At 70.5% G+C, this 22,597-nt stretch carries 26 protein-coding genes; 17 read left to right on the top strand and 9 right to left on the bottom strand.

Going from position 1 to position 22,597, the window contains the following annotated elements; translation table 11 throughout:
* Positions 1–64: 64 nt before the first annotated feature.
* Genes ACH34S_RS01385 through ACH34S_RS01360 form a run of 6 tightly spaced genes read left to right on the top strand, consistent with a single transcriptional unit; the run spans position 65 to position 3,005 of the window.
* Positions 65–391, top strand: coding sequence for a hypothetical protein (locus ACH34S_RS01385; protein WP_395950492.1), 327 nt, complete (start codon positions 65–67; stop codon positions 389–391).
* Positions 391–885 carry a hypothetical protein gene (locus ACH34S_RS01380; RefSeq protein ID WP_395950491.1) on the top strand — a complete coding sequence of 165 codons (495 nt, stop codon included), beginning with the start codon at positions 391–393 and terminating at the stop codon, positions 883–885. Before ACH34S_RS01385 ends, ACH34S_RS01380 begins: the two co-directional genes overlap by 1 nt.
* A gap of 8 nt (positions 886–893) precedes the next feature.
* On the top strand, positions 894–1,577 hold the full coding sequence (locus ACH34S_RS01375; RefSeq protein ID WP_395950490.1) for a deaminase domain-containing protein: 684 nt from the start codon (positions 894–896) through the stop codon (positions 1,575–1,577).
* 11 nt (positions 1,578–1,588) lie between these two features.
* The gene (locus ACH34S_RS01370) at positions 1,589–2,107 is read left to right on the top strand and encodes a hypothetical protein (RefSeq protein ID WP_395950489.1); all 519 of its coding nucleotides are present in this window, start codon (positions 1,589–1,591) and stop codon (positions 2,105–2,107) included.
* Positions 2,104–2,637 (top strand): SMI1/KNR4 family protein, encoded by a 534-nt coding sequence (locus ACH34S_RS01365; protein WP_395950488.1) that lies wholly within the window; start codon positions 2,104–2,106, stop codon positions 2,635–2,637. Before ACH34S_RS01370 ends, ACH34S_RS01365 begins: the two co-directional genes overlap by 4 nt.
* A gap of 2 nt (positions 2,638–2,639) precedes the next feature.
* Positions 2,640–3,005, top strand: a complete 366-nt coding sequence (locus ACH34S_RS01360; protein ID WP_395950487.1) for a deaminase domain-containing protein — start codon at positions 2,640–2,642, stop codon at positions 3,003–3,005.
* Positions 3,006–3,036: 31 nt separating this feature from the next.
* On the opposite strand, the gene ACH34S_RS01355 is transcribed toward ACH34S_RS01360, so the two are convergent.
* The 5 genes from ACH34S_RS01355 to ACH34S_RS01335 all read right to left on the bottom strand — a co-directional run bounded on the left by ACH34S_RS01355 (position 3,037) and on the right by ACH34S_RS01335 (position 6,794).
* Positions 3,037–3,468: a YbaB/EbfC family nucleoid-associated protein gene (locus ACH34S_RS01355; RefSeq protein ID WP_395950486.1), complete on the bottom strand. Its 432-nt coding sequence runs from the start codon at positions 3,466–3,468 to the stop codon at positions 3,037–3,039.
* Positions 3,469–3,565: 97 nt separating this feature from the next.
* Positions 3,566–4,477: an NADP-dependent oxidoreductase gene (locus ACH34S_RS01350; protein ID WP_395950485.1), complete on the bottom strand. Its 912-nt coding sequence runs from the start codon at positions 4,475–4,477 to the stop codon at positions 3,566–3,568.
* A gap of 114 nt (positions 4,478–4,591) precedes the next feature.
* Positions 4,592–5,380: an SDR family NAD(P)-dependent oxidoreductase gene (locus ACH34S_RS01345; protein ID WP_395950484.1), complete on the bottom strand. Its 789-nt coding sequence runs from the start codon at positions 5,378–5,380 to the stop codon at positions 4,592–4,594.
* Complete coding sequence (locus ACH34S_RS01340) at positions 5,377–5,640, bottom strand: ferredoxin (protein ID WP_395950483.1); 264 nt, start codon at positions 5,638–5,640, stop codon at positions 5,377–5,379. Before ACH34S_RS01340 ends, ACH34S_RS01345 begins: the two co-directional genes overlap by 4 nt.
* Positions 5,637–6,794, bottom strand: coding sequence for a Rieske 2Fe-2S domain-containing protein (locus tag ACH34S_RS01335; protein ID WP_395950482.1), 1,158 nt, complete (start codon positions 6,792–6,794; stop codon positions 5,637–5,639). The genes ACH34S_RS01340 and ACH34S_RS01335 overlap by 4 nt, the downstream gene beginning before the upstream one ends.
* Positions 6,795–6,958: 164 nt before the next feature.
* On the opposite strand from ACH34S_RS01335, the gene hsaA reads away from it, so the two are divergent.
* The 3 genes from hsaA (at position 6,959) to ACH34S_RS01320 (ending at position 9,688) form a co-directional block, all read left to right on the top strand.
* Entirely contained in the window at positions 6,959–8,125 is a 1,167-nt protein-coding gene (gene hsaA / locus ACH34S_RS01330; RefSeq protein WP_395950481.1) for a 3-hydroxy-9,10-secoandrosta-1,3,5(10)-triene-9,17-dione monooxygenase oxygenase subunit, read from the top strand.
* A gap of 151 nt (positions 8,126–8,276) precedes the next feature.
* The gene (locus tag ACH34S_RS01325; RefSeq protein ID WP_395950480.1) at positions 8,277–8,900 is read left to right on the top strand and encodes a TetR family transcriptional regulator; all 624 of its coding nucleotides are present in this window, start codon (positions 8,277–8,279) and stop codon (positions 8,898–8,900) included.
* An 11-nt stretch (positions 8,901–8,911) separates the two neighbouring features.
* A complete protein-coding gene (locus ACH34S_RS01320; RefSeq protein WP_395950479.1) occupies positions 8,912–9,688 on the top strand; it encodes an SDR family oxidoreductase in 777 nt (258 codons plus the stop codon).
* A gap of 233 nt (positions 9,689–9,921) precedes the next feature.
* On the opposite strand, the gene ACH34S_RS01315 is transcribed toward ACH34S_RS01320, so the two are convergent.
* Entirely contained in the window at positions 9,922–10,842 is a 921-nt protein-coding gene (locus tag ACH34S_RS01315) for a 3-oxoacyl-ACP reductase (RefSeq protein ID WP_395950478.1), read from the bottom strand.
* 136 nt (positions 10,843–10,978) lie between these two features.
* Between ACH34S_RS01315 and ACH34S_RS01310 the strand changes: the two genes are divergently transcribed.
* The 3 genes from ACH34S_RS01310 to ACH34S_RS01300 all read left to right on the top strand — a co-directional run bounded on the left by ACH34S_RS01310 (position 10,979) and on the right by ACH34S_RS01300 (position 13,809).
* On the top strand, positions 10,979–12,400 hold the full coding sequence (locus ACH34S_RS01310; RefSeq protein WP_395950477.1) for an ATP-binding protein: 1,422 nt from the start codon (positions 10,979–10,981) through the stop codon (positions 12,398–12,400).
* Between the two features lie 248 nt (positions 12,401–12,648).
* Positions 12,649–12,978 carry a hypothetical protein gene (locus ACH34S_RS01305; protein ID WP_395950476.1) on the top strand — a complete coding sequence of 110 codons (330 nt, stop codon included), beginning with the start codon at positions 12,649–12,651 and terminating at the stop codon, positions 12,976–12,978.
* Positions 12,979–13,218: 240 nt separating this feature from the next.
* Positions 13,219–13,809: a dihydrofolate reductase family protein gene (locus ACH34S_RS01300; RefSeq protein WP_395950475.1), complete on the top strand. Its 591-nt coding sequence runs from the start codon at positions 13,219–13,221 to the stop codon at positions 13,807–13,809.
* A gap of 293 nt (positions 13,810–14,102) precedes the next feature.
* Here ACH34S_RS01300 and ACH34S_RS01295 read toward each other — a convergent pair whose 3' ends face one another.
* A complete protein-coding gene (locus tag ACH34S_RS01295; protein WP_395951413.1) occupies positions 14,103–14,498 on the bottom strand; it encodes a RidA family protein in 396 nt (131 codons plus the stop codon).
* A gap of 98 nt (positions 14,499–14,596) precedes the next feature.
* Between ACH34S_RS01295 and ACH34S_RS01290 the strand changes: the two genes are divergently transcribed.
* The 5 genes from ACH34S_RS01290 (at position 14,597) to ACH34S_RS01270 (ending at position 19,900) form a co-directional block, all read left to right on the top strand.
* Complete coding sequence (locus ACH34S_RS01290) at positions 14,597–15,571, top strand: helix-turn-helix transcriptional regulator (protein ID WP_395950474.1); 975 nt, start codon at positions 14,597–14,599, stop codon at positions 15,569–15,571.
* Positions 15,572–15,713: 142 nt separating this feature from the next.
* The gene (locus ACH34S_RS01285) at positions 15,714–15,890 is read left to right on the top strand and encodes a hypothetical protein (protein WP_395950473.1); all 177 of its coding nucleotides are present in this window, start codon (positions 15,714–15,716) and stop codon (positions 15,888–15,890) included.
* A 62-nt stretch (positions 15,891–15,952) separates the two neighbouring features.
* Positions 15,953–16,711: an SDR family NAD(P)-dependent oxidoreductase gene (locus ACH34S_RS01280; RefSeq protein ID WP_395950472.1), complete on the top strand. Its 759-nt coding sequence runs from the start codon at positions 15,953–15,955 to the stop codon at positions 16,709–16,711.
* 16 nt (positions 16,712–16,727) lie between these two features.
* Positions 16,728–17,096: a MerR family transcriptional regulator gene (locus ACH34S_RS01275; protein WP_395950471.1), complete on the top strand. Its 369-nt coding sequence runs from the start codon at positions 16,728–16,730 to the stop codon at positions 17,094–17,096.
* 20 nt (positions 17,097–17,116) lie between these two features.
* Complete coding sequence (locus ACH34S_RS01270; protein WP_395950470.1) at positions 17,117–19,900, top strand: LuxR C-terminal-related transcriptional regulator; 2,784 nt, start codon at positions 17,117–17,119, stop codon at positions 19,898–19,900.
* A gap of 43 nt (positions 19,901–19,943) precedes the next feature.
* Here the strand turns inward: ACH34S_RS01270 and ACH34S_RS01265 are convergent, their stop codons facing one another.
* On the bottom strand, positions 19,944–21,257 hold the full coding sequence (locus ACH34S_RS01265; RefSeq protein ID WP_395950469.1) for an alpha/beta fold hydrolase: 1,314 nt from the start codon (positions 21,255–21,257) through the stop codon (positions 19,944–19,946).
* Between the two features lie 38 nt (positions 21,258–21,295).
* Entirely contained in the window at positions 21,296–22,504 is a 1,209-nt protein-coding gene (locus ACH34S_RS01260; RefSeq protein ID WP_395950468.1) for an MFS transporter, read from the bottom strand.
* Positions 22,505–22,597: the final 93 nt, after the last annotated feature.

The raw sequence follows: 22,597 nt of genomic DNA, 5'->3' as shown, positions 1-22,597 counted from the left end.
TCGTGGGCATTCGCCCCGAGTTGGCCGTTGCGCGGCATTTAAGATTTCAAGATCGGGAGGTTGCATGGGTGAGGAGTTGCGCGTCAGTGACGCCGATCTGCGTAAGGCCGCCGACCGGCTCGGCCGCGCCATCGACCAGATGGACGGCGACCTGGCGGCGTTCAAGGGGGAGCTCGCCGGCTATGGCCAGCCCTGGGGCGGCGACGACATCGGGATGCTGATCGGGGCCCTCTACCAGGGCGCCTACGACCTGGCGATGGACTGCTACGACAGCAACCTCGACGAGCTGGACTCCTTCGCCGAAGATCTAGAGGAGATGGCCGACAACTACAAGTCGGCCGAAGACCTCTCCGAGATCGAGGTCAACCGGGTCAGGGAGATCCTCGGCTGATGGGCCTCCAGCTCCCGGGAGAACTGATCTCCCTGCTCGGCATGCTCGGCTACACCTGGCCGGAGGCCGACGAGACCAAGCTGTTCGAGATGGGCCAGCGCTGGGTGGCCTTCGGCGGGACGCTGTCCTCCCGGGTCGGCGAGTCCGGCGGCGCCGCCCAGGCGGTGCACGCCGCCGGCATGGGCCAGGGCTTCGAGGCGTTCCAGCGCGCCTGGAGCGATCCGGAGGCCCCCGACTCGCTGCTGCGCGAGGCCGTCACCGGGACCACCGTCGTCGGGATCGGGCTGATCGTGGCCGGCGTGATCGTGCTGGCGCTGAAGATCAGCGTCATCGTCCAGCTGGTGATCCTCGCCATCCAGATCGCGCAGGCGATCGCGACCGCGGCGGTCACCTTCGGTGCCTCGCTGCTGGAGATCCCGATCTTCAAGATGATCACAGGCATGATCATCGACCAGCTCATCGGCATGGCGATCGACCAGATCATGGGCGCATAGGGCGGGGCATGGGACGGGGAAAACGAGGCCGGGCACGGCAGAACCGGAACCGCGGCCGCGGCGTCGCCAAGGGCCTCTACAAGAAGATGGGCCTCCAGGACCTGATGAAGCCCGCGCCGGGCCGCCGCCGCGCCCCGGGCACCGGGCCGACTCCGCGCACCGGAAGGCCGAACAACCGCAAGTTCGACGACCTGGTCAACCGCGCCCGCAACCTGAAGTCCGGCGTCGGCAAGAGGAAGAACGTCGCCACCTCCGACTACGACGTGCGGGTGCCGGGACGGGGCAGGCAGCGCGGGCAGATCGACACCGTCAGCGGCCGGGGCAACCAGACCGACAGGGGCTTCACCGACACCGACCGCTCCGGGAACGACCGGCTGCCGAACTACCGGACCGACAACCACGACCGGACGTTCGACTCGGAGAAGAAGATCTACGAGGACTTCTCCCGGAAATTCCCCGACACGCGGACGAGCGGCCGCATCACCATCTACTCCGAACGCCATCCCTGTGAAGGATGCTCGATGTCCACTCAGGATTTCCTGCGGCGCTATCCCAATATGCAGGTGGACATCGTCTACACCTATAAGGACGTGGACGGCGGTGCGCCGACGATCGGGACGCAGAACAAATTCCCCGGTGACTTCGTCAACGACCGCATCACCACGCACCACTACACCCGGGGAGCGAGGTAGTCTGCGGGGGCATGGGCCGCAAACGTGAGCGGAAACCGGCGCCGTCCGCCCTCGATCCGGCGCGCTTCACCATGGTGGAGTACCGCGAGCATGTGCTGGCGCGGCGGCAGGTGCACCCGGGAGAGCTGGCCGGATGTTCCCCCGGCGAGATCGACAACCTGATGTACGTCCAGCGGGTCAGCCGGATACCGCGGCTGTACAGGGACTTCCTCGGAACCATCGGGAAGAACCCCCGCCCGCTCATGCCGACCGTCGATTGGGCCTACCCGGATCTGCTGCAGAGCAAGGCGGAAGTGGTCGGCGACCTCCGCGCCGACGGAACCGACACCGCCTTTCTCGATGACGCCCTCGTGATCGGCCTCGGCTCCGGATACTTCATCTTCTACATTCCGGACGTCAGCACCGCGCCGGACGATCCACCGGTTTGGACCGCGACCGACGGAAGTGACCGCAGGCAGCTGCACGGCACTTTTCGCGAATTTCTGCTTTCCATTGTCGACAGCGATGGACGGGTGGTGGAGATCAGATGAGTCAGGGTGGGTTCTCGGTCGCGGAGTTCCGGGACCGGCTGGTGGCACAGGGCCTGGCGGCCGCGGACGACTTCCTCGGCTGCTCGGACGAGGAGATCGCGGCCGTCGTCCGGGCGCAGCGCGTCATCGGGCTGCCCGCGCTGTACCGGGACTTCCTCGCCGTGATGGGGAAGCGGCCCTACCCGCTGATGCAGGGCACCGACTGGGCCTACCGGGATCTGCTGGAGCTGCGCCAGGACGCGGCGGACCTGCTCGACGAGAACGGCCTCGACCAGGCCATGCTCGACGACGCCCTGGTCATCGCGATGCACCAGGGGTACGTCCTGTACTACATCCCGCACGCCTCGACCGCCCCGCCCGACCCGCCTGTGTGGACCTACGTCGAGGGGGAGGAGCCGTCGCAGTCGTTCGCGACGTTCCGCGAGTTCCTCGTCTCGCTGGAGGAGATGCGGCGCCGCGAGGTCGCGACCTGGCGTGACCTGGAGGCGTCGGGCCGGTTCAGCATGACCCGGATCGAGGACGACGGCTGACGATGGAGGCCAATGTCGTCACCGCCGACCTGAAGGCCGGCGGTGTACGGGACTCGTTCGACCTCGTCGCCGGTGAGGCGGAGCGTCCGGCCGCCGCCCGGTTCACCGTGCCCGGGCGGGACGCGGACCATGCCGAATACCTCGTCCTCGAAGCGGCGGCCGGGCGGATCGCCAACCGCAGGGCCAAGGGCAGGCTGCGCATCTACAGCGAGCACTACCCGTGCGCGTCCTGCCGCGCCGCGATGCAGCAGTTCCTGCGGGCCTACCCGCGCATGAGCATCGAGCTGGGCTACAGCCTCGGGGCCCCCGAGGAGTTCGCGCCCGACCCGGTGAACCCGAGAATCGAGCTGACCTTCGTAGAGGCGTGACCGGCCGCGCCGGGCGGCGCTCCAGGCCCGGTCACGCGGACGGCGGTGTGCCGCCGCCGCGGGCGCCGATCTGCTTCATCAGGTCGTCCAGGCTCTGCGTGAACGCGGCCATCTGCCGCAGGCCCTGGTCCTGCGCGTCCCGCAGCCGCCCGGCGAGCACCTCCGGGTCGATCGCGGTGTCGGCCGTCCGCGACTTGGCGCGCAGCTCGCGCAGCGCGTCGTTGACGGCGGTCCTGATCTCCTCCGCCAGCTCCTCGGACGGCATCCGCATGGCCCGCGGGTCCAGCTCCACCGAGGTCAGCTCCCCGCCCGCCCCGGCGACGACCCGGACCTTGCCGTCGGCGGCGGTGCCCTGCCCCTCCACCTCCTCGGTGCCCGGCGGCCGCGCCCCGCCGCCGTGAACCTGATCGAGGAGGCTTCTCGTCTCGCTCAGCATCCGCTCGAACTCATTGATGTCGGTCATACCACCAGTCCTCGGACATCCGCTGATCATCAGTTTAGGGCGCCCAGGACTTCGCGCGGCGGAACTCCGCGGCGATCACGCGGCTATCAGAGGACGGTCAGGCGATGGTCAGCACGACCTTGCCGCGCCCGTGCCCGGTCGCGACCTCGCGGTGCGCGTCCGCCGCCCGCTCCAGCGGGAACACGCCGCGCACATGGATCTTCAACCGTCCCTCCTCGTAGTGGCGTGCCGCCTCGGCGAGCCGGGACGCCGACCGCTTGTGGGGCGTGAGCCGGACGCCGAGCTCCGCCGCCCGCTCGTGCTCGACCAGCGTGATGATGCGGTCCCTGTCCTTGACGAGTGCGAGCGAGACGGCCAGCGCGTCACCACCGGCCCCGTCGAGCACGGCGTCGACCCCGTCCGGTGCGGCGGCCCTGACCCGCTCCTCCAGCCCGTCTCCGTAGGCGACCGGAATCGCGCCGATCGACCGCAGATACTCGTGGTTGCCCTCGCTCGCCGTGCCGATCACGGTGGCCCCCGCGATGCGGCCGAGCTGGACGGCGACCGTCCCGACCCCGCCCGCCGCCGCGTGCACGAGCAGCGTGTCGCCCGGCCCGACCGCCAGCTCCTCGAGCGCGATGTGCGGCGTCATCACCGCCGCCGGAAAGCCGCCCGCCACGTCCCACGGCATGCTCGCGGGCTTGGCCGCCAGCACCTCCGCCGGGACGACGACGTACTCGGCATAAGCGTCAAGGCGGCAATACCCGACCACCTCATCGCCGGGCCTGACCCCTGTGACGGCGTCGCCGACCTGGACGACGACCCCCGCGAACTCGTTGCCCGGCACGCGCGGAAAGCCCTCCGGCATCCAGGGCGGCGACCACCCCTCCCGGACGGCCAGGTCGAACGGCTGCACCCCGGCCGCCCGCACCCGGACCCGCACCTGTCCCGGCCCGACGTCCGGCACGGGCACGTCCAGGATCGTCAGTACCTCCGGCCCGCCCGGCTCGGTGAACCCCGCGACCCTCATGATCGTCCTCCCTCATCGCCCAACGATCGATCGGGACGGACGCTATGACCTCAACCAAACTTGAGGTCAACCGGGCTTGAGGTCAACCGGGCTAGAGGCCAACCGGCCGCGATGTCAGGAGGGCTTCGGAAGCATGCGCCGCATCACCTCGTGCGCCCCGGCGACGAGCCGGTCGCGCGGGAAGCCGTTGCGCTCGCGCGCCGTCTCGTAGTTGCCGCCCGCGATCCAGACCGGGCCGTCCGCGAGGTGCTCCAGGCCCTCGCGGGCGACGTCGTCTGGCTCGGCGATGGCGAGGCCCGGGATGTCCATGTTGAGGCCGGCGCGCTCCATCGCGGGCGTGCGCGTCACGCCGAGGACGAGTTCCAGCACGTCCACGCCGTGCTCGCGCAGCTCCAGCCACAGCCCCTCGGCGAAGATCCGCCCGAACGCCTTCACCGCGGAGTAGACGCTGATCTGCGCCTGCCCCATGTACCCGGCCAGCGAACCGACCAGCAGGATCCCGCCGCGCCCGCGCGCCTTCATCAGCCCGCCGAAATGATGCGTCAGGGCGAGCTGCGCGGTGATGTTGAGATCGATGACACCCTGGAACCGGTCGAGGTCGCCGGTGACGAACTCGTGGCCGTAGCTGTTGGCGCCCGCGTTGAAGACGAGCAGCCCGACGTCCAGGTCGTCGGTGACCTCCCGGATCGGCGTCAGCGGGTCGGGCGCGACCAGATCGAGCTCGATCGTCCGGACCTCCACGCCCTTCGCCCGGACGGCCGCCGCCGTCTCCGCCAGCGGTCCCGGCTTCCGCGCGATCAGCACCAGGTTCAGCCCCGCGGCGGCGAGCCGGTGCGCGAACGCCGCGCCGACGCCCTCCGAGCCGCCCGCGATGACGGCCCACGGGCCGTAGCGGCCGATCATCCGGCCACCGTGATGGCGCCGTTCAGCGCCGCCTCCTGGATCGCCGACCGCAGCGCCGGGCAGGTGCCGAACGGGTCGTCCGACAGGCCCGTGCACGAGGCCCGCGCGCCCGCGTTCCACTGGATGCTCGTCTGCTCCCAGCTCGCCTTGCGCACCAGCACCTCCGCCGCGCAGCGCCGGCACCGGACGGGCAGCAGCGGCCCGTCCAGCAGCCGCTCGTCCTGCCGGCCGCCCCGCCGCTCGTCCTGCCGTGCCGTCACGCCGAGGCCCCTTCGGCCTCGCGCCGCGCGAGGTTCTCCTCGACCTCCCGCTGCCACGACTCGACGGGACGGGTCGTGTCGATCTCGAACTCGAACCGGTCCGTCATCTCGGGCCTGATGTCGGCGACGTCCACGTAGAACTGCTCGTACCAGCGGCGGAGCTGGTAGACGGGGCCGTCCTCCTCGCACAGCAGCGGGTTGTCGATGCGGGTCTTGTTCCGCCAGATCTCGATGTCCTGCTCGAACCCGGCCAGGATGAACGTCGACAGCTTCGCCGCGGTCGCCTCCGCCGCCTCCGGCGGGAGCTTGTCGCCGTGCTGGACGATGATCCCCGAATGCAGCGAGAACGAGTTCTCGTCGATCGGGTAATGGGAGTTGATCAGCACGGACCGCAGATCGAAGCCCTCGTAGTGGTACGTCAGCTCGTCGATCATGAACGAGGGTCCGTAGTAGGACGCGACGGAACTGTTCCCCAGCATCTGCGGCCCCTGGCCGCCGCCCGCCGGCCGCGCGTCCGGACGGCTCTTCCCCTTCATGATCTGCGTCGCGACATGCCCCTCGAAGATGTTCTTGAAGTACGTCGGGAACGAATTGTGAATGTAGAAGAAATGGGCCATGTCGACGACGTTGTCGATGACCTCGCGGCAGTTGGTGTGGACGACCGTCTCCGTCCAGCGCCAGCCGGTCCAGTCGTCGCGGCTCGCGCCCTCGATGACGGGGATCGTCACGTCCTCCGGCGGCCTGCTCCCCTCCGGGTCGTTCCACACGAACAGCAGCCCGTCCTGGACCATCGTGGGCCACGCCGCCGTCCGCGCCCGCAGCGGCACGCGCCGCGCGTACGGGATCTTCTTGCACCGGCCGTCGCCGCCCCACCGCCAGTCGTGGAACGGGCAGGCGATCTCGTTCCCCTTGACCGTCCCCTGCGACAGGTCGCCGCCCATGTGCCGGCAGTAACCGTCAAGTACGTTGGTCTCGCCGTCCTCTCCGGTGAAGACGACGAGTTTCTGGCCGAAGGCGTTGACCGTGTGGGGTTTGCCGTCCCGGAACGTCTCGGCGAGCCCCAAGCAATGCCATCCCCGGGCGTAGCGGGAGGAGATGGCCTCCGCCTCGATGGCGCGGACGGTGTCCGGCTGGGCTGCGGTCACGTGGATCATCCCTTCAGAAAAGAATGGGGTGATTGAACGGTGGGGTTATCGAACGGTAGGTCGCGGGGCGCCGCCCGGGTCCGGCGAGTCCCGCTGGCCGGGACGTTCGAGGCCGGGGCGACACCCTGACATGGTGTCCTTCAAAGGCCGTGGAGAGAAAGACGGGAGCAGGGATGAGCAGCGAGGTCTTGGAGGCCGTGCGGGGGCTCCTGCCAGGGATCGCCGAGCGGGCCCGGTCGGTGGACGAGAGGGGGCGCATCCCCGCCGAGACCGTCCGCGACCTGACCGCCGCCGGCGTGTTCCGGATGCTCCAGCCCACCCGCTACGGCGGCGCCGAGGACGATCCCGTCGCCTTCTACGAGGTCATCCGCGCGATCTCCGCCGCCTGCGGCTCCACCGGCTGGGTCGCCGCGATCCTCGGCGTCCACTCCTGGCACCTGGGCCTGTTCGCGGACGAAGCGCAGCAGGAAGTCTGGGCTTCCGGCCCGGACACGCTCATCGCCTCGTCCTACGCCCCGATCGGGCGCCTCACCCCCGTCGACGGCGGATTCGAGGTGACGGGCCGCTGGTCGTTCTCGTCCGGCTGCGAGTTCGCCGACTGGGCCCTCCTCGGCGCCCTCGTCGTCGGTGCCGAAGGCCGTCCCGTCGACTTCATGACCGTGCTGGTCCCGCGGACGGACTACGAGATCCGCGAGGTCTGGGACTCGATGGGCCTGCGCGGCACCGCCAGCGACGACATCGTCGTCGAGCGGGCGTTCGTGCCGTCCCACCGCGCCATGCGCAACTTCGAGCAGGCGCAGCTGCGCAACCCCGGCCGCAAGGTCAACACCGGCCCCCTGTACCGGATGCCGTTCGGCACCGTCTTCACCAGCACGGTCGCCGCCAGCGTGATCGGCATGGCCGCGGGCTGCCACGACCACTACGTCGCGAGGATGCAGGACAGGATCCGGCTGAGCCTCGGCGGCGGCCGCTTCGTCGAGGACGAGTTCGCCCAGGTGGCGGTGGCCCGCGCCGCGTCCGAGATAGACGCCGCCATTCTCCAGACCGACCGGAACGTCCGCGAGATCCACGAGTACGCGGCCCGCGGCGAGAAGATCCCGATGGAACTGCGCCTGCGCGCCCGCCGCGACCAGGTCCGCGGCACCGAACGCGCCATCCAGGCGATCGACATCCTGTTCAAGACGGCCGGCGGCAACTCCCTGCACCGCGGCAACGTCATCGAGCGCGCCTGGCGCGACGCCCACGCCGGCAGCGTCCACGTCGCCAACGACGTCGAGCACGCCCTCTCCATGTACGGCCGCGGCGTCTTCGGCCTCAAGGTGGAGGACAACCTCGTCTGACCGGGGACACGATCAGCCCAGCCGCCGAATTCGCCCCGATCTGGCGGCGCGGGACGGCCGGTCTCACTGACCGGTATCGACGGTCGCCGGGGCCGCCGGGGCCCCGGATATTGTTCCTTGTCAGCACCGGAATGCACCGTGGGGGAGGACCGTGGCGAGGATCGCGTCGGCGAGGCTGTCCGCCGAGCCGAGCTCACCCGAGCAGCACGACCGCCGGCGGCGCATCCTCCGCGCGGCGGCGCGCATCGGGGCGGAGAAATCGCTCGAACGCGTCCAGATGCACGAGGTGGCGAAGGAGGCCGGGGTCGCGATCGGGACCCTGTACCGGTACTTCCCGTCGAAGGTCCACCTGTTCACGGCGGTCATGGCGGCGCAGGTCGACCGGCTCCGCGAGCAGGTCCACCCGCCCGCCCCCGGCACCAGCCCCGAGGACGCCGTCGCCGACCTGCTGGTGCAGGCCAGCCGCTACCTGATGGCGCAGCCGGTGCTGTCGACGTCGATGCTGCACGCGTCCAACACCGCGCATGTCGCGACGGTCGCCGACACCGTCCACATCGACAACACCTTCCGCGAGATCCTGCTGCGCACCGTCGGCATCGAAGACCCGACCGTGCACGACGTGACGCTCGTCCGGCTGCTGATGCAGTGCTGGTACGGGGTGCTGCAGTCGAGCCTGAACGGCCGCGCGTCCATGGCCGACATCGAGAGCGACATCCGCCTGGCCTGCAAGCTCATCCTCGCGCCCCGCTCCAACGCCCCGCAGCGACGCACCTGAGAGGCGGGACGATGGCCCGCACCGTCGCCGTGATCGGCTCCGCGTCCGGCATAGGCGCCTCGCTGGCCGAACTCCTCCGGGATCAAGGCGACAGGGTCATCGGCGTCGACCTGAAGGACGCCGAGGTGTGCGCCGACCTGGGCGTCCCGGAGGGCCGCGCGCAAGCGGTAACGAAGGTCCTCGACCTGTCCGCCGGGACGCTGGACGCCGTGGTGGCCTGCGCGGGCGTCTCAGCCTTCACCGACCTGACCGTCAAGGTCAACTTCTTCGGCGCGACCGCCCTCCTGGACGGCCTCCGCCCCGCCCTGTCCCGCGCCGAACGCCCGCGCGCCGCCGCCGTCGGCTCGATCTCCGGGACGCATCCGGTGGACGACACCGTCGTCCGCGCCTGCCTGGACGGCGACGAACCCACCGCCCTCGAAGCAGCCGCCCGCGCCGTAGAGGAAGGCGCAGGCCACACGCTGTACCCGTCCTCCAAGTCGGCGCTCGCCCAATGGCTGCGCCGCTCGTGCGTCACCCCTGGCTGGGCGGGCGCGGGCATCCCGCTGAACGCGATCGCGCCGGGCGTCGTCCGGACACCGATGACCGCGCCGCTGTTCGAGGACGACCGCATGCTCCAGGCGATGAACGACGCCGTCCCGATGCCGCTGAACGGCTACGCCGATGCCGCCGTGATCGCCGAGGCCCTCCGCTGGCTGATCTCCCCGGCGAACTCCCACATGACGGGCCAGATCATCTACGTCGACGGCGGCGCCGAACCGACCCTCCGAGGCCCGGAAACCTTCTGACCCGGAGCAGCCGCCGTCGCCGCGGGCGTCATGAACCTGCTGGTCGCCGGCGCCCGCGAGTTCGACTACGGCGGCATCAGCGGCATCAGCGGACGTCGGCGGCACCATGAAGATCTACCCGCACGCCGCCAAGGCCGAGGTCATGCCAGGCGCGCGCCGTCCCCGCGGGTGGGCGGGGGCGGTGGCCCATCGGGCCGGTCACCGCGAAGTGGATCACGGCCTCGGGCCGGGGCTCACGTTCGGGCGGTGCCCGTCTCGTCCAGCGCGGCGACGCTGTAGGCGGCGTACGTCCGGTGCGGGTCGCGCCCATCGAAATAGGGCGTGACCCGCTCGCCGAGTTCCGCCACCGAGAAGACGCCGTCCGCCGCGGTGAACCTATGCTCCACGGTCGGCGCGGCCATGAGCGCGACCATGTCGCCGTAGACGACGAACACCTGCCCGCTGATCTTCTCGGACGCGGGCGAGGCCAGATAGCTCACGAACGTCCCGACCCGCTCCGGTGCCATCACGTCCAGCCCGCCGGGCGAGGTGCCCTCGCCGAACGTCGCCTCGGTCATCGCGGTCCGGGCGCGCGGGCAGATCGCGTTGGCGCGGACCCCGTACCGGGCCAGCCCCGCGGCCGCCGACAGCGTCAGCGCCACGATCCCCGCCTTCGCCGCCGCGTAGTTCGGCTGCCCCGCCGGACCGAACAGGAACGCCTCCGAGGCCGTGTTGATCAGCCGTCCGTACACCGGCCCCCCGGCCGCCTTGCTCGCACCGCGCCAGTACACCGCCGCGGCCCGCGACACGGCCGCATGCCCCTTCAGATGGACGCGGACGACGTCGTCCCAGTCGGACTCCGACAGGTTGAACAGCATCTTGTCGCGGAGCACGCCCGCGTTGTTGACGACAACGTCCAACGACCCGAACGTGTCGACGGCGGCCGACACCAGCGCGTCGCCCATCGACCAGTCACCGACGTCCCCGACCACCGCGAGCGCGTGTCCGCCCGCCTTCGTGATCTCCGCGACGACGTCGTCAGCGCCGGGCCCCATATCGTTGACCACTACATTCGCCCCGCTCGCGGCCAGCGCGAGCGACTCGGCCCGCCCCAGCCCGGCACCCGCGCCGGTAACGACGGCGGTGCGCCCCGCCAGGGACAGATCAGCGTCCATAGAAGCCTCCGCGGTTCGTGCCAGCCCGCCGGAGACTAGTACGCGTTCTAGTTAGCCAGGCGTCCCATCCCGCTGAGCGGGCGCTCCTAGGTAGACTCGATCTACGTAGATGCGATCTACATAGTTCGGAGCAAGCATGTTCATCGGCAGGAAGACCGAGCTGGCGCTCCTCGCCAAGCGCCTCGAGCGGGTCGCCACCACGGGCACGGGGACGGCCGTCGCCCTACGCGGACGCCGCCAGGTCGGCAAGTCGCGGCTGGTCCAAGAGTTCTGCGACCGATCGGCCGTGCCCTACGTCTTCTCCACGGCCACCAAGGGCGCCTCACCCATCGAGGCCGTGTCCACGTTCCTGCGCGACCTCAAGGAATCGACGCTGCCGGACGACGCCGAACTCGTCCCGCACCTAGACAACGGCAGCTGGCCCGACGCGTTCCGCATTCTCGCCTCGACGCTCCCCAGCAGGCCGTCAATCGTCGTCATGGACGAAATGCCATGGCTGGCCGAGCAGGACCCCCTTTTCGACGGCACCCTGCAAACCGGATGGGACCGGCTCCTCGCCTCCAAACCCGTCCTGCTCCTGCTCCTCGGCAGCGACGTCCACATGATGGAGCGGCTCACCGCCTACGACCGCCCGTTCTACGGACGCGCCGACAACCTGATACTCGGCCCGCTCAACCCGGCCGACACAGGAGAAGCCCTAGGACTCGACGCGCCGGACGCCATCGACGCCCACCTTGTGTCCGGCGGCCTACCCGGCATCATCCGCACTTGGCCGCACGGAACGCCCGCCCTGGAATTCATGGAATCCGAGTGCGCCGACCCGGCCGCCGCGCTGTTCAACGTCCCGGAGGCATCCCTCCTCGCCGAGTTCCCCAACCCCGACATCTCGCGCCGCGTCCTGGAGGCCATAGGCGCCGGAGACCGAACCCACGCCAACATCGCCGCAACCGCCGGAAACCGGGACGGAGCCCTCCCCTCCGGAACCCTGTCGCCGCTCCTACGCCGCCTAACCACGGAGAAGGACGTCCTAGCCGTAGAGGAACCCCTCTCCACAAAACCGGGAAAGCCCGCCCTCTACCGAATATCCGACAGCAATCTGCGCCTCTACCTGAAAGCCCTCCGCGCCGCGCACGAGCAAGCACGCCGAGGCCGTCCCGAAGCGGGCTTCCGCATCATCCAGCGCCGCTGGCCCTCCTGGCGCGGCCGTGCCGTAGAACCCCTCATCCGCCAAGCTCTAGAGCTGTCAGAACTGCCCTGGCCCGACGTCGAGACGGTCGGCGGCTGGTGGAACCGCCAGTTCAACCCGGAAGTAGACCTAGTAGGCGCCGACCGGGCCCCCATCGCGAACCGCATCTACTTCGCCGGTTCGATCAAATGGCACAACACCCCGTTCGACGCCCACGACCTAGCCGACCTCCGCCGCTCCGCAACCCAAATCCCCGGCCTGGATCCCGCGACGACCGGACTGGCAGTCGTCTCCCTCTCCGGAATCGAAACCCCCGACCCGCCAGACCTGGCCTGGACACCCCACGACGTCATCGCCGCCTGGCGCCCCTGACCGCCACACAGCCGAACAAACAGTGCTTCAACAGCAGATCACCAGAGAAGAAAGTACCCCGCCAGACCGCCACCTACGTCCAGACCCTTTTCCCGCACGGCTCAGTCTTGACCACGCTGCACTTGTGGCGCGCATGAAGCGGGATGAGCTTCCTCGCTGACACTCCAAGCGTCTTCGAGCCCCGGGTTGCGATCGGACTTCTCTATGTGCGCTAGCCACCACGCGTGGCTCCGGCTAGGCTTCCCGAAATGGAATTACAGCGTCCCCTTGTTCGCGATGCTTTCCCCGACCTCATCGCTGAGCTGATCACTCTCTTGGAGAATGAGGGCGAAGGTGAGCTGGCTCGCCGCGTGAGGGACGTGCGTCTGGTCGCGATGTGCGATTGCGGCGATGACTACTGTCAAAGCGTCTACACTGCGGTCCATCCAAAGGGACAGCCGTATGGTGAGGGCTATCGGTGCGTTGAGCTCCTGCCCTTGAAAGGCATGCTGAATCTTGACGTCCTAGAGGACCGGATCATGTACATCGAGGTGCTGTTTCGCGAGCCGATGCACAATCAGCTGGGCCCGCAGTCCTGAAGTTCCCCGGAGCGGCCTCGCCGATCGCGCCACTCGAACTCTGCGGCGGACGAGCTTTCCGCGACCCCAGAGCCTTTCGAACCCTGGTGGGGCGCCGTAGGAGGGTTTTCGGCGCCGACCCCAACTTGGGGCCTCGATCGTTAGCTCAGCCGGCCAGCGGACGGACCCTTGGGCATCGATGAGTTTTCGCGCCGGGGATGGTCTCTCCTGTGAGTGATCACGATGAGGGAGGCCGTCCAGGTGCGAAAGATCGTGTTCCACATGCAGACCACCGTGAACAACCGCATCGCCAACGCCGAAGGGGCGTTCTGGGAGCCGTTCCCGTGGGGAGAGGAGGAGACGGCCTATATCGCCGAGCAGTTCTCCCGGGCGGACACCTGGGCGATGGGCAGGGCGACTTACGAGGCAATCGTGCCCTGGTGGGACAAGGTCGCACGCGGGGAGACTCCCGATGACGCACATGCCGTCACTGCTGCGGACCGCAGGTTCGCCAGGGTGCAACGGAACATGACCAAGGTCGTCTTCTCCACGACCCTGACGCCCGCTACCGACCGTCAGGTCGTCGGAGGTGATCTGGTCGACGAGCTCACCGCGTTGAAGCGGCGGGACGGCAAGGACATCCTGCTGTCGTGCGGCCCCAAGACCCTCGCGCCGATCGCCTCTGCGCCCGGGGTGATCGATGAGTACCTGCTCGCCGTGAGTCCTGCCGTCCTCAGCGCCGGACCTCAGGTATTCGAGGGGCTCACGGTCGATCTCGGCCTTGAACTGACCGATGCCAAGGTGTTCAACGGCGGTGCGATTGTTTCGCGATATCGCGTCATTCACCACTAGAGCACGCGACTGCTCAACGCGTTCATCCGGTTGTGGAGCGCGCCGCCGCCGACGGTGCAGAGCTGGTGCTTCTGCGCCCGCGTGTCCGGAACATAGTTCGGTCGGGGACGTGGCGGAGAATACCGGCTAGCGGCGGAATACTTGACAGAGGGTCCGTGTCGCTTATCGCGAATTGGTGAGAGTGTGTCTCAGAGGCTGCGGGGCTGTGCGGGGACAGAGCACCGTGAGTCTGGGGAGCTCCGGAATGCTCTGCCGCTCGTGCCGGGGTGGATCGGCACGAGCGGCGGGGCGCGTTACGCGACGGCGGTTCCCTCGAGTTCGACCAGTAGGTCGGGGATCGCCAAGCGGGTCACGCCGAGCATCGTGGTGGTCGGTGCCACCCCTGCGGCGCCTAGTCGCGACGCCAGGGCGCCGTAGTGCTGGAACAGCAGGTCCACGTCGGTGGTGTAGACGTTCAGCCGGACGAGGTTCGCCAGCGACATGCCTGCCTCGCCGAGCACGGCCTCCAGGTTGTCGACGCTCAGCGCCAGCTGTGCCGCCATGTCACCGGCGTGCTGGGGCTTGCCGTCGCCGCTCATCGCGGTCTGCCCGGCGCAGTACAGGGTCCGGGTCTGCCCGGAGACGATCTCGCCCTGGTTGTAGCCCAACTCCGCCGACCACTCCCACGGGTTGACCGCCGTTCGCTCCAAAGTCACATCAATTCCCATTCGTTGACGTCCTGCCTGGTGGAAGCAGCCTCCCAACGAATCACGACAACCTCTGTCATGTATTCGATTAGAGTTTGCGCATGCGCGCCGACCGGTTGGTCTCGCTGGTCCTGCTGCTGCGGCAGCGCGGCCGGCTGTCCGCCGCCACGCTGGCCCGCGAGCTGGAGGTGTCCACCCGGACCGTGCTTCGCGACATCGAGGCGCTGTCCGGGGCCGGTGTCCCGGTCTATGCCGAACGTGGCCGGCACGGCGGGTTCGCGTTGTTGCCCGGCTTCCAGACGGAGCTCACCGGACTGAACCACGACGAGGCGCTCGCCCTGCTGGTCGCCGGATCACGGCGCGGCGCGCAGGTGTTCGGCCTCGGCTCGGCGCTCGCTTCGGCCATGCTCAAGGTGGTGGACGCGCTGCCCGAGGGCTACCGGGACACGGCGGCCGGTGCGGCGCAGCGGCTGCTCATCGATCCCGAGACCGACCTCCTCTCGCGCCGCGTGGTCGCCGACGAGGTGTCCGACGCGGTCGTGGCCGAGATCCGGCGTGCGGTGTTCGCCGGGCACAAACTGCGCATCCGCTACGCGGCCGTCGGCCAGAGCCCGACGTGGCGCACGGTGGACCCGATCGGCCTGGTCACCGTCCGCGACCAGGGCTACTTGCTGGCCACGAGGTCCGGCGCGGACCGCACCTACCGGCTGTCCCGGATGCTGGACGCGGAAGAGCTCGACGAGCCGGCGCAGCGTCCCGACCGGGTCGATCTGGACCGGGCCTGGCAGGAACGCAGCACGCGGTTCCGGGCCGGTGGCGACCAGGTCGCCGTCCAGGTACGGGTGAACCCGCCGCGGCGGGAGGACCTGGTGGGCACCGCGCTGGCCGTCCTGGCCGAGGAAACAGGCGCGGACGGCTGGCTGCGGTTGGAGGTGACCTTCCAGGATTCACGCCATGCGGAATGGGCGCTGTGGCAGCTCGGCACGAATGCCGAAGCCCTGGCCCCGCAATGGCTGCGCACCTCCCTGCGCGACCGCGCCACCGCGATCGCCACCCATTACGAAGACGAACCTTGAGGCCGAGCCGGGATGGCTGGCGCGAACCGGCCGGGGCGGGCAGGTGCAGGTGGACGTGCCGTATGGCGCATGGCGAGCAGCTCTCGTATGGGGAGCCCGTTGGCTTGAAAACGCCAGGTCGTCGTCTCAGTAGGCTGGCTGTATGGCGGTGATCGAAGAGGTTCCCCGGTCCGATGGCGCCGGTGCCGAGCGGCAGTGGCGTGAGGCCCGGATCAATGAGTTGCTCACGGAGCATGAGCGCACCGGAGCGCCATTGTTCGTCGCCGGGACGGTGGAGCGGCCGGCTCGAATGGCCGGGCCTCTCGCATCGGCGAGCTGACGGCGCGTCCGGTCGCGGGCGGGTTGACCTTGACCCTGAGGGCAACGTTTAGCGTCCCGCTCATGGAAGCCACGAGCACACTCCGCGGCCGCGTCGTACTGATCACCGGTGGCGGGACGGGTATCGGCCGCTCGACGGCCCGGCAGTTCGCCGCGGCCGGTGCCGACGTCCTCGCCGTCGGGCGGACGGTTGAGCGCCTGGAGGAGACCGCGGACGGACACCCGCGCATCAGGACGTTCGCCGCCGACCTCACATCCCCGGACGCCCCCGACGCCATCGTCACCGCCGCGCTCGACATGTTCGGCCGCGTCGACGTCCTGGTCAACAATGCCGCGATCATTCGTCCGGCGTTGCTGGCGGCGATCGACCGGAAGTCCGCCGACGAGCAGCTGGCCACCAATCTGGTCGGTCCTATTTTCCTGACCCAGCGGATTCTGCCGCACTTGAAGGAGGGTGGCGCGATCGTCAATGTCACGTCCAACCCGCCCTATATCGGCTGGCCGAACAACTCCATTTACGGGGCCACGAAGGTGGCGCTCGATTTCCTCACCCACACCTGGGCCGTCGAATTGGCGCCGCAGGGCATACGCGTGGTGTCCGTCGCCCCGGGCGTGACCGAGACACCCGTGCTGGCGCATGCGGGCATGAGCGAGGAACAGATCGAGGTTCTGGCCGCGGAGCTCCGCGAGCGCGTGCCGCTGAAGCGGATCGCGCGGCCGGAGGAGATCGCCTGGTGGATCGTGAACGTGGCCCGTCCGGAGGCCGGATATCTCACGGGTAGCGTCGTCCGTGTCGACGGAGGCCTCGCCGCAGGCGGCTGAGAGGCAGGTTCGAGGGATGCTGATCGGAGAGCTGGCGGGCAGGGCGGGCACCACCATCAAGGCCGTCCGGTACTACGAGCGGCGCGGACTGCTCCATCCACGGCGGGCGGCCAACGGCTACCGGCACTATGACGAGTCCGCGGTCGGACGCGTCGGGAACATCAGGCTGCTGCTGTCGCTCGGCCTTACGACGGATGACGTCCGGGCCTTCCTGCCCTGCCTCGACCTGGACATCGCCGGCGCCGTCCTATGCCCGGCCAGCGCCGATGTCATCAACCGGCGGCTCTCCGAGGTGGAGGAGAAGATCGCCGACCTGGACGGCGTCCGGCAACGGCTCCTCGAGGCGCTGGCGGACGCGCATGCGAACACAGCGCCACACACGTGACTTTCCGGGACTATAGGTGAATGTCGCCCGTCGAGGTGTCCGAGCGCGAAGCCGAGGTGCTGGACGCGGTCGGACGGCACCTGACCAACACGCAGATCGCGAGCCGCCTGCACATCTCGGTGCGGACGGTCGAGAGCCACGTGTCGTCCCTCCTGCGGAAGTACGGGGTGACCAACCGGCGTGAGCTGGCGATCCTCGCGTCCGAGCAGCAGCAGCGGGGCGAGCACGGCGAACCCGGCGAGGGCGCCGCGACGGTGGCCGGGCTGCCCGCAGCGCGCACCTCGTTCATCGGGCGGGGCGACGAGCTGGCGGAGATCGCGGCGGCGGCCGGTCGATCCCGGCTGGTGACGCTGCTCGGGCCGGGCGGGGTCGGCAAGTCGCGGCTGGTCGCGGTGGCGGCGGCCGCGTCCCGGCAGGGCGGCGTGTTCGTCGACCTGGTGCCCGTGCGGGACGGGTTCGTCGAGCATGCCGTGGCGGCCGCGCTCGGCGTCACCGAGCGGCCGCAGACCGAGCTGCACACGGTGATCATCGAACGGTTGGGGCGGAGCCGGACGCTCGTCGTCCTCGACAACTGCGAGCACCTGCTCGACGCGGTCGCCGGGTTCGCCGACCGGATCCTGGCCGCCTGCCCCGGCACCCGGATCCTCGCCACCAGCCGGGAGCGGCTCGGCGTGCCGGGGGAGCGGATCGTCCGGGTGGGGCCGCTGCCGCTGTCCTCGCACGCCGAGGCGCTCTTCACCGATCGTGCCCTGGCCGCCGACCCCGGCTTCGCGGCGGAGCCCGGCGCGGTGGCGGAGATCTGCGCCCGGCTGGACGGCATGCCGCTGGCGATCGAGCTGGCCGCGGCCCGCAGCGCGGCACTGGGCGCGTCCGGCGTGCTGGCCGCGCTGGACGACCGGCTGCGTCTCCTCGCGGGCGGCCGGGGCGCGGACGAGCGGCATCGTTCGCTCCGTGCCGTCCTGTCCTGGAGCCACGACCTGCTGGACGAGGAGGAGCGCGGGCTGTTCCGGCGGCTGGCGGTGTTCGCGGGCGGCTTCGACCTGGACGCCGTCCTCGCCGTGACCCGGGGGACGGTTGCGGGCGCCACGGCGGTGCGCGCGACGGGCTCGGCAGCGGGCGCGGCTGGTGTTACGGACGCGGCGGCGGGTGTGGTGGTCGATGTGCTGGGGCGGCTTGTCGACAAGAGCCTGGTCGTCAAGGCGGGGGCGGGGCGTTGGCGGCTGCTGGAGACCGTTCGGGCGTTTGCCGGAGAGCAGCTTGCGCTCGGCGGTGAGGAAGCGGCCGTGCGGGATCTTCATCTGGCGTGGGCCGCCAAGGTCGCCGCTGATCTGGTCGCCAGGGGCGGGGAGGGGCGGGAGTTCGACGTCGTCGCGGACGATCTGCGTGCGGCGCTGGCCGCGGCCCCCGCCGAGGCCGGGGACGTGGCGCATGGCCTGGCCAGGTCCCTGGGGCGACTGGCCTACGCCCGCCGGTTCGCGCGCGAGGCGTACGGGCATTTCCTGGAGGCTTCCGAGCGGGCGGGGTCGCCGGGGGAGGCGTCCAAGGACATCAAGAGCGCGGCCGACTGCACGCACGTCCTCCCGACGGGCGGACACCGGCATTTCGAGCTGCTGTGCTCGGCGGCCGAGCAGGCACGGGACGCGGCCGACGGCGACGCGGAGGCCGTCCTTCTGGCGACGGCGGTCGTCACGACGGCGCGCAATCCGGGATGGGGGCTGATCCCGCACGAGGAACTGCGGCGGCTGCTGGAGCGCGCGGCGGACGCCGGTGATCCCGGCGACCCGGTCGTCGCGGCGTGGCTCGCCGCAGCCCGCGCCTGGACGGCGTCGGCCGAACCGTACAGCACCGATCCCGACCGGGCGGAGGAGGCCGTGGCGGCGGCGCGCGCGGCCGGTGATCCGGTGCTGCTCAGCGCCGGTCTCGACGCGACGGTCGCCGCCGCGCTGCACGAGGGCCGGCTGCGGGACGCGCACCGGATCGCCATGTCCCGGCTGGACCTGCTGGACGTCCTGCCCCGCGACGACCCGGCCAGCGCGGTCGAGATCGTCGACATCGTGCACGTGGCGGTGAACTGCGCGACCGCGGCGGGGGACCTGCCCGCGGCGCTCGCCGTCGCGCGCCGGGCGCTGGCGGACGACCTGCTCGAAGATCAGTATCACCTGTCGTCCAACATCATCATCCTGCCGCTGGCGCTGAGCGGCGAGTTCGGCGAGGCGCTGCGGTACGCCGATGAGGCGTGGGACAGCTGGGTGCGGACCGGGCGGCTGGAGAGCGGGTTCATGCTGCCGGTCGCGGTCGGTCCAGCGCTCGTGCACGGCCTGCGCGGTGATCGCGGACGGTACGTGGAGTGGCGGTCCCGCACGTCCGGCGCGCCGACCGGGCAGGTGTTCGACCTTCCGACGCTGGTCGGGTTCGCCGACGCGCTGGTCGCCGTCCACACCGGGCGGTTCGACTCCGCGGCGGACCTGGTCGCCGGGCTCTTCTCGGACGCGACGCTCCCGATGTACGCCGGGTTCTCCCATGCTGCCGGTGCCGAACTCGCCGTCGTGGCGGGCCTGCCGGACGCTGCCGCGCGGGTCGACGCCGCCGAAGCCGCAGCCGCCGAGAACGCGTGGGGCGCGGCCTGCCTGGCCCGTGCGAGGGGACGCCTGCACGACGATCCCGGCGAGCTGGCCGCCTCCGTCGAGAGCTGGGAACGCATCGGCGCCCGGTTCGAGCGGGCGTCCACGCTCCTGCTCCTTCCCGACCGGGCGGAAGAAGGGCGCGCCGAGCTGGCAACGCTGACGGGAAAGGAATGCGAATAGCGCACCTTTCGGCAAAGGTGCGCTATTCGCGGAGAGCTGGGCGTCAGGCGGAGAAGAACTCGCCTACCGCCGTCCCGATGGACGCGGGGTCGACCTGGCCGTGGGCCTGTCCTTCGAGCCATTCCAGCCGGGCGTCCGGCATCTGGCCGGTCACGGCCTGCGCGGCGTCCCGCATCCGGTCGGAGCTGGCCGAACCCGCCAGCACCAGCGCCGGGACGCGGACGGTCGACAAGCGATCCGGGAGGGGCCCGCTACCCACGACCGCCGCCTCGTAGGCGAGGGTGTGCGCGACGCCTTCGAGGTGTGCCCAGAACGGCTGGGCCTTCATGCCCTCCACCGCCTCCGGCGGCATCTCGGCGCCCTTGGTGAGGAACAACTCGATCGCGTCCCCGCGCCGCCCCTGCTCGGCGAGCGCGCTCAGCTCGTCGGCGGACGGCAGCGTCTGGCCCGGCGCGGTCACGTACGGGGGCTCGAACACGGCGAGCTTCGTGATGGGCGCGCCCGCGGCCGCCGCCTCCAGCGCCAGCGCGCCGCCGGACGACCCGCCGAACACCATCGCCGTCCCGCCGGCCGCCTCGATCAGCGCGGTCAGGTCCTCGATCTCCCGCCGGACGGCGTACGGCGCGGTGTCGCCGCTGTCGCCGCGCCCCCGCCGGTCGTAGTTGTAGACGGTGTACTTCGAGGCCAGCGCCGCCGCGATACCGGTCATGATCGGGTCGTTGCGGCTGGAGAACGCGCCCTGGACGAGGACGACCGCGGGGCCCGCGCCGGCGCGGTCGTAGGCGATGGGCGTGCCGTCCGCCGACTTCGCCGTGCGGTGCCGGGGGCGGTAGGTGAGCAGCACGATCCCGTCGTCGCCGACCGGCCTGGCGTCCACCAGCCGCAGCGACTCCTCCTCGGCGCCGGCGGCGAACAGCCGCTGCCCGCCGCCGAGGACGATCGGGTACACCATCAGCCGGTACTCGTCCACCAGGCCCCGCGCGGCCAGCGCCTGGACGAGCCGGGCGCTCCCGTTGACCAGGATGTCCCCGCCCGGTTGCCGCTTCAGCTCCGCGACGTCGTCCAGCGTGATGACGGTCGTGTTGTCCCATCCGGGCTTCTCCAGCGTGCTGGACACGACGTACTTGGGCATCCCGTTCATCGTGTCGGCGAACTCGCCGGTCTGCTGCGGCCAGGCCTGCGCGAAGCCGTCGTAGGTCGTCCGTCCCAGGAGCAGGGCGCCCGCGTCGCGGATCTCGCCGGCCTTGATGGCGTCGCCCTCGTCGCCGCGCGCGAACCGGAAGGCCCAGCCCAGCTCCCCCGGCTTCTCGATGACGCCGTCGAGGGTGATGAACTCGGAGACGATGATCTTCCTCATGGTCGTTCCCTTTCCAGATGATCTATTAGTTGCCGAGGTCAGGCCGTGCGGGCCTGGTCAGCGTGGGCGGGCGTCCGCTTGCGGGCGCCCGTGCCGGCGAGGAGGGGCAGCAGCATCAGGGCGGCCGTCAGCCCGAAGGCCGCCGGGTAACCGGTGTGGACGGCGGCGAGCCCGAATCCGGCGGCGCCGAGGCCGATGCCGAGGTCGTAGGCGATGTTCCACAGGGCGCTGACCGTCCCGTACGAGGACGGCGGGACGCGGTCGAGCATCACGGCCATGCTGGCGTTGCCGGTGAGCCCGAACCCGATCCCGAACAGCACCATCCCGGCGAGCACCGCGACCGGGCTGGACACCAGCACCAGCGTCGCGATGCCGCTCGCCGAGATCAGCAGCCCGGGGACGAGCTGCCGCGACGCTCCGTACCGGTCGCCGATGCGTCCGGCCCACCAGCGGGTGCACGTCGCCGCGAGGTTGTGCGCCAGCAGCGCCCAGGCGGAGACCGCGCCGCCCGCCAGCGGCAGGAACGTGGCGGTGATGCCCGTGGCCACGGTCGTGGCGGCGAAGAACAGCGACGGGACGAGCAGTTCACGCCTCCGGGCGGCGGCGGCGAGGCCGAGCGGCTCCTCCTTCTCCGGGCGCCGTCCCGGCAGGTCCTTCACCGCCGCGAGCCCGGCCAGCGCGGACACCCCGGCCAGCACGAACACCGCCCCGTAGCCGACCAGGTCGCCCAGCCACAGGCCCGCCGGAAGAGCCAGCATGGCCGGGACACCGCAGGCGATCCCGTACACGCCCAGCCCCTCACCGCGCCGCTCCGCCGGGACGATCGAGGCCACCAGCGCCCCGCCCAGCACCACCGCCACCGCGAACCCGGCGCCCCGCACCAGGCAGGCCGTCAGGATCACGGCCATGCTCGCGGAGGCCGCGAGCACGAGGGCCAGTGCCAGGGCCAGCGCCGGAATCCCCAGGAGCGCGAGCCCGGTGCCGAACACCTTCCGGTATCCGAACCGGGCGACCAGGCGCGGGACCGCCAGCTCGGTGGCGACGGTCGCGAGCATCATCACGCCCGTGGTCAGCCCGGCGCCCACCCCGCCGGCGCCGGTCGCGTCCGCGTACCGGGGCAGCGCGGAGAACAGCAGGTAGAAGCTGGTGGACGAGCCCACCCCGGCGACGAGCACCAGCGCGAACGCCCGGCTCATCAACCGCGGCCGCGGCCGTCGCGCCGCGCCTTCCGTCGTGGTGGTGGTCATCGGGGTCCTCCTCAGCAGGTGTCCAACTGCTGAGAAGCGTCGCGTCCAGGACCACTGACCCACATCCGTGCCCACCACGGATCCACCACCGAG

Origin of the sequence: Actinomadura sp. 3N508 (genome assembly GCF_044326375.1) — a bacterium.
Taxonomy (GTDB): domain Bacteria; phylum Actinomycetota; class Actinomycetes; order Streptosporangiales; family Streptosporangiaceae; genus Spirillospora.
This window is presented reverse-complemented; position numbering and strand designations above follow the sequence as displayed.